The sequence below is a fragment of the Achromobacter spanius genome (assembly GCF_039673305.1).
Taxonomy (GTDB): Bacteria; Pseudomonadota; Gammaproteobacteria; order Burkholderiales; family Burkholderiaceae_B; genus Achromobacter; species Achromobacter spanius_F.
In genome coordinates this window covers 25,480-36,345 of the sequence record NZ_JBDJLJ010000055.1, presented here as the reverse complement: position 1 = coordinate 36,345, position 10,866 = coordinate 25,480, and the positions used below count along the sequence as shown (strand labels likewise).

General features: G+C 67.3%; 12 protein-coding genes. 7 read left to right on the top strand and 5 right to left on the bottom strand.

Annotation, left to right across the window (positions count from 1 at the left end; translation table 11 throughout):
- Together ABE485_RS26155 and ABE485_RS26150 are read right to left on the bottom strand one after the other, a co-directional pair.
- The coding region (locus tag ABE485_RS26155; protein WP_346518159.1) for a peptidylprolyl isomerase at window positions 1–1,049 on the bottom strand (1,049 nt) is incomplete at its 3' end.
- Window positions 1,046–3,427 carry an LPS-assembly protein LptD gene (locus tag ABE485_RS26150; protein WP_346518158.1) on the bottom strand — a complete coding sequence of 794 codons (2,382 nt, stop codon included), beginning with the start codon at window positions 3,425–3,427 and terminating at the stop codon, window positions 1,046–1,048. The genes ABE485_RS26155 and ABE485_RS26150, both read right to left, overlap by 4 nt.
- A gap of 168 nt (window positions 3,428–3,595) precedes the next feature.
- Between ABE485_RS26150 and ABE485_RS26145 the strand changes: the two genes are divergently transcribed.
- The 6 genes from ABE485_RS26145 (at window position 3,596) to ABE485_RS26120 (ending at window position 8,586) form a co-directional block, all read left to right on the top strand.
- Window positions 3,596–4,636, top strand: a complete 1,041-nt coding sequence (locus tag ABE485_RS26145; protein WP_346518157.1) for an aminoglycoside phosphotransferase family protein — start codon at window positions 3,596–3,598, stop codon at window positions 4,634–4,636.
- Entirely contained in the window at window positions 4,636–5,322 is a 687-nt protein-coding gene (gene murU, locus ABE485_RS26140; RefSeq protein WP_346518156.1) for an N-acetylmuramate alpha-1-phosphate uridylyltransferase MurU, read from the top strand. Before ABE485_RS26145 ends, murU begins: the two co-directional genes overlap by 1 nt.
- A 147-nt stretch (window positions 5,323–5,469) precedes the next feature.
- The gene (locus ABE485_RS26135; protein ID WP_346518155.1) at window positions 5,470–6,168 is read left to right on the top strand and encodes a DUF6776 family protein; all 699 of its coding nucleotides are present in this window, start codon (window positions 5,470–5,472) and stop codon (window positions 6,166–6,168) included.
- 116 nt (window positions 6,169–6,284) lie between these two features.
- Entirely contained in the window at window positions 6,285–7,910 is a 1,626-nt protein-coding gene (locus ABE485_RS26130; protein ID WP_346518154.1) for an FAD-dependent oxidoreductase, read from the top strand.
- Window positions 7,907–8,134: a hypothetical protein gene (locus ABE485_RS26125; protein WP_346518153.1), complete on the top strand. Its 228-nt coding sequence runs from the start codon at window positions 7,907–7,909 to the stop codon at window positions 8,132–8,134. Before ABE485_RS26130 ends, ABE485_RS26125 begins: the two co-directional genes overlap by 4 nt.
- The gene (locus ABE485_RS26120) at window positions 8,131–8,586 is read left to right on the top strand and encodes a MarR family winged helix-turn-helix transcriptional regulator (RefSeq protein WP_346518152.1); all 456 of its coding nucleotides are present in this window, start codon (window positions 8,131–8,133) and stop codon (window positions 8,584–8,586) included. Before ABE485_RS26125 ends, ABE485_RS26120 begins: the two co-directional genes overlap by 4 nt.
- A 12-nt stretch (window positions 8,587–8,598) precedes the next feature.
- On the opposite strand, the gene ABE485_RS26115 is transcribed toward ABE485_RS26120, so the two are convergent.
- A complete protein-coding gene (locus tag ABE485_RS26115) occupies window positions 8,599–8,919 on the bottom strand; it encodes a 4a-hydroxytetrahydrobiopterin dehydratase (RefSeq protein WP_346518151.1) in 321 nt (106 codons plus the stop codon).
- 69 nt (window positions 8,920–8,988) lie between these two features.
- Window positions 8,989–9,636: an OmpA family protein gene (locus ABE485_RS26110; RefSeq protein ID WP_346518150.1), complete on the bottom strand. Its 648-nt coding sequence runs from the start codon at window positions 9,634–9,636 to the stop codon at window positions 8,989–8,991.
- Between the two features lie 209 nt (window positions 9,637–9,845).
- Between ABE485_RS26110 and ABE485_RS26105 the strand changes: the two genes are divergently transcribed.
- Window positions 9,846–10,202, top strand: coding sequence for a hypothetical protein (locus tag ABE485_RS26105; protein WP_346518149.1), 357 nt, complete (start codon window positions 9,846–9,848; stop codon window positions 10,200–10,202).
- Window positions 10,203–10,245: 43 nt separating this feature from the next.
- Here ABE485_RS26105 and ABE485_RS26100 read toward each other — a convergent pair whose 3' ends face one another.
- Window positions 10,246–10,854, bottom strand: coding sequence for a hypothetical protein (locus ABE485_RS26100; protein WP_346518148.1), 609 nt, complete (start codon window positions 10,852–10,854; stop codon window positions 10,246–10,248).
- Window positions 10,855–10,866 lie beyond the last annotated feature (12 nt).

Sequence of the window (10,866 nt, the reverse complement as noted above, 5' to 3'; positions counted from 1 at the left end):
GCCGGCGCGCGGGCGGTGCGGGCCGGCGCGGGCTGGGCCATGCCCCGGTCCATCACCTTGATGATGTGGAATCCGTTGCCGCTCTGGATCAGCTGGCTGACCTGGCCCTTCTGCAGATTGCTGACTGCCTTGACGAACAGGTCGGGCCAGCCGTCCAGCGGACGCACGCCCATCACGCCGCCCTGCAAGGCTTCCGGACCGTCGGACGACGCCGCCGCCAGGCTGGCGAAATCGTCGCCGCGCTTGGCTTGCGCCAGCAGGCCTTCCGCCTTCTTGCGCAGCAGGGCCAGTTGGTCGGGCGTCGAGCCCTCGGGCACGCGCACCAGGATCTGGGCCAGCGCGTACAGCATCGGACCGGTGGGCGCGGCGGCCTGCTCCGGCGCGGGCTGCGCCTGTGCCTGGGGCTGCGGCGCGGCCTGGGGCGACGCGCCGAATGCCGGATTGCGCCGTTGGTCCTTCAGGAAGGCATCGACTTCCGTGTCGGAAATGACGATGGTGGAGTCCACCGCGCGCTGGCGCAGCCGATCCGTGCGGATCTCGTCGCGCAGCGACTTGCGGTAGGAGTCCCAGGACGTGCCGGCCTTTTCGAGTTCCTGGCGCAGCTGCGCCACGGTGATCTTGTTGCGGCTGGCGATCGTCTGGATGGCCTGGTCGATCTGCGCGTCGTCGACCCGGATGCCCAGGCGGTCGGCTTCGTGGCGCTGCACGCGCTCCATGATGAGGCGCTGCAGCACCTGGTGCTGCAGGGACTGGTCGTCCGGCACCTGGATGCCGCGGGCCTTCAGTTCGCCGGCGACGCGCACGGAGGCGTCGCGCAGTTCGCGCAGCGTGATTACGTCCTTGTCGACGATGGCGGCGATGCCGTCCACGAACTGCTCGCCCTTCGGCGCGGCAGTGGCGTTGTTCTGCGCGGCGGGAGCGGCCTTGGCGCCGCTGTTCGCGCCACGGGCAGCCTGCTCGGCCGCGTGCGCGGCGGGCAAGCCGGCGCACAGCGCCAACAACAGCGCATTGCCGGAGAGGCGGCGCAAAGAGTGCAACCTACGCATCATTCATACCTTTCAAATGTGGTCCCGGCGGGCACGGGCGGCGTGACGCGCGTGTAGCCAGGGATACTTCTGTTCAGCAGGTTCATCGGGTCGGTTCCAAGGGAACCCAGGCCCGTCAGCTCAAGCTGGAAGAACAGCGCGGAATTGGTGTCCGCCGCCGATACGGCGTAGCGCTGGTAGACCATGCGGCCCACCCAGCAGCAGTCGCCTTTGTACTCCAGGCCGGCGATGGCCTGCGTCACGCGGGGCGATTCCGTCGTGTTGGCCACCGTGCTGGAGGGGCCGGAACGCAAAGAATAATCCACCCGGCCCACGCCGTACCAACGCTTGCTGAACGGCCATTGGACCGCCAGGCTGACCTGGTTCTGGCCTTGGGGCTGATAGAACACGCCCGGTTGGGGGTCGCGCTGATAGCGATAGGCCACGGCGACGGTCGTCAGGCGCTGCGGCGACCAGCGCGCGCTGACGAGGCCGCGCGACCAATTGTTGTCGTAGGGGTTGTACTGCGCGGCGATGTCCGTGCTCAGCGAGTCGGTCAGGGCGGCGCTGGCGCCCACCAGGAAATCGGAGCGCACGTCGGTGCGAGGCGTCTCCAGCGGCAGGGTGACCTTCTGGTCCTCGAAGTAAAAGCGTTGCGCCACGCCCAGCGACATGCGCTCGAAGCCCGAGTCGGCATCCAGCCAGCGCGTCGTCAGCGCAGCCGTCAGCTGGTTGGCGTTCGCGATGCGATCCCAGCCGCCGGTGTAGATGTTTTCCTCGAAGGCCTGAGAGAAGCTGAAGTCCGCCAGCGACGTGTCGAACACAGGCAGCTTGGACTGGTCGCGGTAAGGCACGTTCAGGTAATACAGCCGCGGCTCCAGCGTCTGCGTGGAGGATTTGCCGAACAGCGTGGTGTCGCGTTCGAAGATCAGGCCCGTGTCCAGGGACATGATGGGGACGGTTCGCGATTGCGACCGCTTCAAGCCGTCAGCCGAACCGCCATTCAGCCCCAGCGTATCCACGCCATACCATTTGGTCTGATATTGGGTGTAGTTGACGCCCACCTTGGGGATGACGAACCAGCCCGGCCGGATGATCGGATACGACACCGTCGGATAGGTCTGGAGACGGTCGCCGTCGGGATAGCGCAGGGTGGAACCGAAGTCCGGCATGCTGAAGCGCACCGCGGTCGAGGTCCAGTCCACGTCGAAACCGCCCCAGTCATAGCGCGCGCCCCGCAGGAAGAGCTCGGGCACCTTGTCGTACGGCGGCACCAGCGGCGCGTCGGGATCCTGCAGCGTCTGGTACTTGTAGACCTGGGCGTATGCGCTCCAGTAGTTCGAAGCCCAGCCCACGCGGCCGCGTTGCGGCAAATAGGTGGTGGACGCCTGGTTCAGGCCCAGCTGGGAAATATCGCGGAAATAATTGTCGTCTGATACCTTGGCAATATCCCAATCGGCATAGAAGCCATGGGAGAAGGTCTGCTGGTGCCGCCACCAGTACATCCAGCGGTCTTCGCCGGTGACATGGTCATCCGGGAGATAGGTCCCGTCGATCGTGCCCAGGTAGCTGGACCCGAGGTAGCGGAACTCGCCGCCAAGCTGCGTGCCGCGCTTCGAAAAATAGCGCGGCTGCACCGTCAGGTCGTAATTCGGCGCCAGATTGAAGTAATACGGAATCGACACGTCGAAGCCGCCCTGGCTGGTCGTGCCGTACGTCGGAATCAGGAAGCCCGACTTGCGCTCGCGCTTGACCGGGAAGGTCATGTAGGGCGAGGCCAGGATGGGCACATCCTTGAAGTACAGCACGCCGCCTCGCGCCACGCCCTCGTTCTCGTCGAAGTCGATGTCGACCGAGTTGGCCTTGATGTACCAGGAAGGCTCCGGGCACGGACACCCGCTGTACGTGACCGTATGCAGCCGCATCTGCGACTTGCTGAAAATGTCCGCGTGCTCGGCGACGGCGAAGCCGCCCGTGGAGCCCAGCCAGAAATTCGGCTTTTCGACCTGGCCCGAATACTTGTCCACGTTGAACTTGGCGGTCGGCCCCGTCACCAGGGTGCCATCGCGCATCATGCGCGCATTGCCCCGGACGTCGACTTCGCCGGTATCCTTGCGGTAGTTGATCTCGTCGCCCTTGATCACGCCGTCGATGCGGCGCACCTGTGCGCTGCCGGACAGGGTGAGCTCGGAATCCGGATCGCCCGAAATGCTGTCCGCTTCCATATAGGCGGGGATGCTGTCGTCCGGCAACCGGTGTATCCGCAAACCGGGGGAAGTGCGCAGTTGCGGAGCAGACGTGGCCGACGGCGCGGAAGCAGCGGCGCCCGGGCTACCTTGAGCCTGAACGGCTCCGCCGGCGATGCTGACAACGGAGAGGATCAACCACGGAACCTTGCGCACGAATGAAAACAGCCCTTATTGACCATGGGAGAGCCGGACAAAGGCGCCCAGGCGGGGCCAATGCTGACGGAAACGAGCCGGTATTATAGAGAAGCCGCAAACAACGCCCAGCCTTATGTTCGCGGAACCCGAAATTCAGCAATATTGCCCTTCTGACACGGATCTTCCTTGAAAAACGATCACGACCCTCGCCTGGCGCAAGTCCGCGCCTGGCTGGAAGGCCTGCCCGCCGCCCTGAACCTGGCCGTCGAGACCCTGCGCCCCGCCTCCGCCGACGCCAGCTTCCGCCGCTATTTCAGGCTGGACGCGGGCCCGCGCACCCTGATTGTCATGGACGCGCCGCCCCAGCACGAAGACTGCCGCCCCTTCCTGCATGTGGGCCAGCTGCTGGCGGACGCCGGGCTGAACGTGCCGACCGTGCTGGCGCAGGACCTGGACCAGGGCCTGCTGCTGCTGTCGGACCTTGGCGAACAGACCTATTACCAGAGGATCCAGGCCGGACTGGACGATCGCCAGCTCCAGACGCTGTACCGCGAAGCGCTGGCCGCCCTGGTCAAGCTGCAGCAGGCGTCGACCGCCGGGCTCGCCTCCTACGACGGCAGCCGCCTGGCCGAAGAACTCAAGCTGTTCCCCGAATGGTACGTGCGCAAGCACCATGGCGCGGAACTCGACGACAAGACCGCCAGCGCGCTGGACAAGATCTTCGCGCTGCTGTCGGCCAGCAACGGCGGGCAGCCCCAGGTGCTGGTGCACCGCGACTTCCATTCGCCCAACCTGATGGTCTGCGACCAGCCGCAGTACGGCCCCAACCCCGGCATCATCGATTTCCAGGATGCGCTGGCCGGCCCCATCACCTACGACCTGGCGTCCCTGGTGACGGACGCCCGGACCACCTGGGAAGAACCCCAGCAGCTGGACTGGGCCATCCGGTACTGGGAGATGGCGCGCGCCGCCGGCCTGCCCGTGGATGCCGACTTCGCCGATTTCCACCGCGCCTACGAATGGATGGGCCTGCAGCGCAACCTGCGCATCCTGGGCGTATTCGCCCGCCTGAACCACCGCGACGGCAAGGCGCACTACCTGGCCCACATGCCGCGCGTGAACGGCTACGTCCGCCAGGTGGCCCAGCGCTACGGGGTATTCACGCCGCTCTTGCGCCTGCTGGACCGCCTTGACGACCGCCAGGTCAGCGTCGGATACACGTTCTGATGCGGGCCATGATTCTTGCCGCGGGGCGCGGCGAACGCATGCGGCCGCTCACCGACCGCCTGCCCAAGCCCATGCTGCCGGCGGGCGGCAAGCCGCTGATCGCCTGGCACCTGGAACGCCTCGCCGCGGCGGGCTTCCGGGACATCGTCATCAACCACGCCTGGCTGGGCCACGAAATCGAGCGCGGGCTCGGCGACGGATCCGCCTTTGGCGTGCGGATCCGCTATTCGGCCGAGGCGTCCGCGCTGGAAACGGCCGGCGGCATCGCGCAGGCGCTCCCCCTTCTGGGCGAAGACCCCTTCCTGGTGATCAACGGCGACATCTGGTGCGACTGGGATCCCGCGGCCGCCCGCGACGTGGCGCCGCGCGTGTCCCCGGCGGGCGCCTGGCTGCTGCTGGTGGACAATCCCGCGCACCACCCGGCCGGCGATTTCGTCCTGAAGGATGATGGCCGCGTGCTCGCCCAGGGCGAGCCCCGTTTGACCTTTGCCGGCGTCGGCGTCTACCATCCTTCGTTGTTCGCGGATGTCCCGCGCGGCGCTGCGGCCCCCTTGGCGCCCCTGCTCAGGCAGGCCATGGGCCTGGACCTGGCGCGCGGCACCCGCCATGGCGGCCGATGGACGGATGTCGGGACCCCGCAACGGCTTGCCGACCTGGACGCGGAACTCGCCGGCCAGGGCCGCTGACACCCACATATTTCACAATATCAAGGTGCGCAACCAGGCTTGTCTGCGCACGCAACGCCCCCGGCTAACGGGGTATTCTCTGACGCTTTGGCATGCGCGCGCAGCATGCCAACAAGCAAATACACAGGAAGTTTTCTAGGAATGGGGATGTTTGGAAGATCGCAACGGGCCGTGTTCAAGCCCTCCGTATACCAGCCTGGCCAACGCACGCGTCGCATGCCGCGCTGGCTTGTCCTGTTGCTGGTTGGCATTGCCCTCGGCGCGGGCGGCGTGCTCTTCCTGCAAACCAACTACGGCCCGCAGCGCCTGACCGTCGAACAGTCCGAACAGCTGCACAGCGAACTCAGCGCCTCCAATCTGGAGCGCCAGCGCCTGCAGACCCAGCTTGAAGAAGCCACCCAGCAGCGCGACGCCAACAAGGCCGGCCACGAAAAGCTGACCAGCGACCTGGCCGACGCGCGCGCCAGGATCGAAACCCTGGACAAGGAACTGGTGCTGTTCCAGGACGCCATGCCGCCCGATCCCCGCGGCGGCAACCTGGGCATCCGCTCCGCCACATTCAAGCGCGCGCCCGGCCAACTGGACTACCAGGTGCTGGTCATGCGCGAAGACCGCCAGGGCGCGCCCTTCAAGGGCAACCTGACGTTTGCCATCGAAGGTTCCTACCCCAACGGCCGCGCCGCGACGATCACGCCGGAAGGTCCGGCCCTGAACGTCGACCGCTACGACTATGCGCTGGGCCAGCTCAAGCTGCCCGACGGCTTCATCCCGAAGGTGGTGGTGCTGCGCGTCATGGACGGCGCCCAGAAGCAGCAGGCGATGCGCATCTATTACGTGCGCAATTGATCGCCGCACGCCCCCGAAACCCGCCGCTGGCGGGTTTTTTTACGCCCTTTGAAAATAGTTGCGCGCGCAACCCAACAAGCATATAGTTGCGCAAACAACCAAATCATGGAGACAGCATGACGCTCCCTTCCCACGTCCCCGTCCTGATCGCCGGCGGCGGCCCCGTCGGCCTGACGCTGGCCGCCCTGCTGGCCGAATACGGCATCGCGTCCCTCACCATCGAGGCCGACGCCGGCTATTGCAGCGGCAGCCGGGCCATCTGCATGTCGCGGCGTTCGCAGGAAATCCTGGGCTGGGTCGGCGCGGACCGGCCGCTGATCGAAACCGGCCTGGCCTGGACCGGCGGCCGCAGCTACTTCCGCGACCGCGAAGTCCTGCATTTCGAGATGCCGCACGATCCTCTGCAGCGCTATGCGCCCATGGTCAACATCCAGCAGTACTACGTCGAGGAATACGCGCACCGGGCCATGCAGCGCCATCCCGGCCTGGCCTCGCTGCAATGGTCCAGCCGGGTGACTGGCCTGCAGGCCGGACCGGACGGCGTCTCGGTGCAGGTGGAGTCCGGCGGCGAATGCCATACCGTGCGCGCCGACTGGCTGATCGCCTGCGACGGCGGACGCAGCGCCGTGCGCGACGCCATGGGCCTGAAGCTTGAGGGCATGCAGTACGAAGGGCGCTACGTCATCGTCGACATCGAGCAGGAATCGCAGCGCCCGGTGGAGCGCCTGGCCTGGTTCGATCCCCCGTCCAACCCCGGCTCGACCCTGCTCATGCACCGCCAGCCCGGCAACGTGTGGCGCGTCGACTACCAGATCCGCGACGACGAGGACCCCGAAGAAGCCGTCAAACCCGAAAACGTGCTGCCGCGCGTGCAAAGCCATCTGGACATGATCGGCGAAACCGCGCCCTGGAAGCCGCTCTGGATTTCCATCTACAACGCCAAGTGCCTCACGCTGGACAGCTACCGCCATGGGCGCGTGCTGTTCGCAGGAGACGCCGGCCATCTCGTCCCTATTTTCGGCGTGCGTGGCCTGAACTCGGGCCTGGACGACGCCGGCAACCTCGCCTGGAAACTGGCCTGGACGCTCAAAGGCCTGGCGCCCGACAGCCTGCTGGACAGCTACAGCATCGAACGCGTGCATGCCACCCGCCAGAACCTGGCCTACGGCGCCAAGAGCACCGAATTCATGGCACCGCCGGACTTCGGCTTTCGCCTCATGCGCGAAGCCGCCCTGCGCCTTGCGCTGGCTGACGAGTCCGTACGGCCGCTGATCAATCCGCGCCAGTCCGCGCCTATTTCCTACGACGGCTCGCCGCTGAACCTGGAAGACGGCGCGCCCGGGGCAGGCACGGCCGCCGCGCCCGGCCAGCCCGCGCCCGACGTCCTGCTGCAGGAAGGCGGCGCGCCGCATTACCTCAGCGCGAACTTCGGCGCCGGTTTCGTGGCGCTGGCGCTGGCGCCCGACGCAGGCCTGTCGGCCGAGCTGGACGCGCTGGCCGCCGCCACGCAAAGCGCCCCCCATCCGCTGCGCGTGCTGCGCGCCGGCGCAGGCGGCCTGCGGGACGAGCACGGCCAATTGCGCCAGCGTTACGGCGGCGATGCGGGAACCGTCTACCTGCTGCGCCCCGACGGCTATGTGCTGGGCCGCTGGCAATCTCCTGCCGCCGCCGCATTGCGCGCCGCCCTGGCGCCCTACTATCCCTCGCTCACCCTGAGCGCCACGACGAAAGGCCAAGCATGAACAACGATGAACTGGACCAGGTCTACACCGGCATGGCGCAGGCGCTGACCCGCGTGGGGGAATCCCGCGCGCCGCTGTTCCTGTCGATACTCGGCCTTTCGCTGCTCAGCCGCCAGCCCAACGCGACGGAAGCGCTGGCGCTGCTGGCGCAGGCCGAAGCCGCCAGCCTCGCTGACGACCCTGTGGCAAACTATCCGGCCTCCACCCCTGCCCGCCCGACGTGAATACGCCCGCCCTGGAACGATTCCTGACCTACCGCCTGCACGTGCTCAACAAGATCACGGACCGGGACACGAATCGCGCCTACCTGAAGGACTGCGACATCCCGCTGGGCGAAGCGCGCTGCCTAGCGGCCATCGGCCGCTACGCGCCGCTGTCGGTCAACGACCTGGCCCGGGCGGCCAACCTGAACAAGGGCCAGGCCAGCCGCTCGGCGCAGGCGCTGGTGGACCGCGGCCTGGTGGAAAAAAAGGTGTCGGCGTCCGACGGACGCGGCGTCGTGCTGGCGCCCACCGACGAAGGCCTGGCGCACTACCGGCGCATCATCGACCTGATCGCCCGCCGCAACGACGAAATCTTCGGCTGCCTCAGCACCGAGGAACAGCACCAGCTGGGCGACATGCTGGACCGCCTGATCGGCCATCTGCACGCCTGCGCGGACGACGCGGAAGATTGAACGCCCGGCCGCTCAGGCCTTGGGCGCCGTTGCCCCCGCCTGCGCGGCGGCCTCGTCCATGAACTGCGCCATGCGCACATCCAGTTCGGTCACGCCGCCCGCGTCATGCGTGGTCAGGATCACGTCCACGCGGTTGTAGACGTTGGTCCATTCGGGGTGGTGATTCAGCTTTTCCGCGAACATGGCCACGCGCGACATGAAGCCGAAGGCGGCGTTGAAATTGGGAAAACGGAAGCGCTTTTCGATGGCGTCCCGCATGGCCACCGCTTGCCATCCGGCAAGCGCGGCGACGGCGGTATCGGTGCCGATGCGGGCGGGAGGAAACATGCTCATGGCGGACTCCAGAAATAAAGGGCGGCGGCGCATCGCGCCGGCCGCCCTGGACAAGCGACGCGCCCGCGCCTACTGCCGGACCGCGTACAGGTAGATCTCGACGCGCCGGTTCAGCGCGCGGCCTTCGGCGGTGGCATTGTCGCCGATCGGATCGTTGGGGCCCCGGCCCTCGACAGTCAGGCGGCCCGCCGCCACGCCCTGGCCCGCCAGGTAGTCCGTGACGCTTTTCGCGCGGTTCACCGACAGGGTCTGGTTGTGCGCCAGCGAACCGGTGCTGTCGGTATGGCCGACCACCTTGGCCCGCAGCTCGGGATGCTGGTTGAGCGAACGCGCCACGCTGTCCAGGACCGGCAGCAGCGCCGGCTTGAGCTGCGTCTTGTCCGTGTCGAACGACACGCCGCTGGGAATGTTGACCTTCAGGCTGCCGTCCGGCATTTCCACGACGTCGATGCCCAGCGATGACGCGCCGGATTTCTGGACGTCGTCCTTGACCACCTTCCAGTTGTAGCCGACCAGGCCGCCCGCGACCGCGCCGATGCCGGCCCCGATCGCCGCGCCCTTGCCATGCCCGATGAGGGCGCCGATGCCGGCGCCCAGCGCCGCGCCCGCGCCCGTCCCCACGGCGGTGTTCGTTTGCTGTTGCGTGGCGCAACCCGCCAGCAACGCACCCGCCGCCGCAAGCACGGCGATCCGGTTGAGTGTTCTTCTTGAATTCATGGCAACCTCCACTGTCCATCCGTCCAAACGCCGGATGATTCCGGCGTGGATCATGCTAGCAAGCGGAAGTCGGGCGACGGGCAACATTTTGTATGCCCGGCTCCCCTGTCCCCGGCTCGAGCCAGGGCGGCCAGCCCGCCATCGAGGCGGTCCGGGCAGGCCGGCGCCCCCATCCCGGGGCTAAGATGGCGCTATCCGCGGAGGCTTCCATGACAGTGGCGCGCACCTACTTTTTCAACAGGATGGACGGCGATGAACTCGCCAGGCTGTGCAACGCCCGAGAAGACTTCTTCCTCGAGAATGTCGACGACCTGGAACCCGCCATCGGCCGCCTCCAGGCGATGCTCGGCAACGCCGGCATGCGCAGTGCGGTGGAGCATGCGCCGCTCAATCCCGCTCCCGGACTCGGCGACCTGGCCTCGGCGGCGGTTCCCGCGCTCGGCCTGATCTGGGCATCCGCCCGCCTGCTCGGCTTTGCCGTGCGCCCTCATGCCGATGCGACCTTGCGCCTTACGTCGAACACGTCGATCAGCGTCGTGTTCTCCCGATCGCCGAACGCCCCGTAAGCCGGCAAGACGGCGGCAAGGGCTTGCCGCCTTTCTCTGCCCTTCAGCCCCGCCGGCCGAACAGCATCGTCAAGCCGAACAGCGCCCCCAGCCCGCCGACGATGGCCAGCGATATCGATGGCTCGCGCAAGTTCAGCGCCATGACGGCCGCGCCCGCGCCCAGGCCGGTGATCAACAGGCCCACCAGGCGCCCGCCCGTGGAACCGTAGAAATGCGTGCGGCGCGCCGCCTGCGTCCCCGCGGGCTGGCGCTTTTGCCACGCCGCCAACGCCTGCTCGAATTCGCGCAACAGACGCTCACGCCTGGGCAGGTCCGCCGCGCTGACCAGCAGCGTCGGCAGGCCGGGTCGGACCAGCTTCAGATAGTCGTCCGTGCCCCAGCTGGACAGGTCGGCGAAGGCGACGGGAGACCGCCGCGAAAACTCCAGCCCTTCGGCCGTCACCCTGACCGCGTTGCGGGTGGGGAATCCCCTGAACGCCACCAGCGGCGGCACCAGCAGGCCCAGCACCGCCAGTACGGCCGCCAGGCCGATCGGCCCGCGGTTGAACACCACGAGCATGAAACTGCCCACCGCCAAGGCGAAGGCCAAGGGCACCGACAACTGGTGCCATCGGGTATAGACCGACACCGGGATCCCTTCGTTGCTATTCATGCGTGCGCCTTG

Bases quoted from the DNA above. Each gene is read 5' to 3' on its own strand.
- ABE485_RS26110 (WP_346518150.1), bottom strand. From the start codon at position 9,636: ATGAATTCAAGAAGAACACTCAACCGGATCGCCGTGCTTGCGGCGGCG.
- ABE485_RS26115 (WP_346518151.1), bottom strand. From the start codon at position 8,919: ATGAGCATGTTTCCTCCCGCCCGCATCGGCACCGATACCGCCGTCGCC.
- ABE485_RS26100 (WP_346518148.1), bottom strand. From the start codon at position 10,854: ATGAATAGCAACGAAGGGATCCCGGTGTCGGTCTATACCCGATGGCAC.
- murU (WP_346518156.1), top strand. From the start codon at position 4,636: ATGCGGGCCATGATTCTTGCCGCGGGGCGCGGCGAACGCATGCGGCCG.
- ABE485_RS26125 (WP_346518153.1), top strand. From the start codon at position 7,907: ATGAACAACGATGAACTGGACCAGGTCTACACCGGCATGGCGCAGGCG.
- ABE485_RS26135 (WP_346518155.1), top strand. From the start codon at position 5,470: ATGTTTGGAAGATCGCAACGGGCCGTGTTCAAGCCCTCCGTATACCAG.
- ABE485_RS26130 (WP_346518154.1), top strand. From the start codon at position 6,285: ATGACGCTCCCTTCCCACGTCCCCGTCCTGATCGCCGGCGGCGGCCCC.
- ABE485_RS26105 (WP_346518149.1), top strand. From the start codon at position 9,846: ATGACAGTGGCGCGCACCTACTTTTTCAACAGGATGGACGGCGATGAA.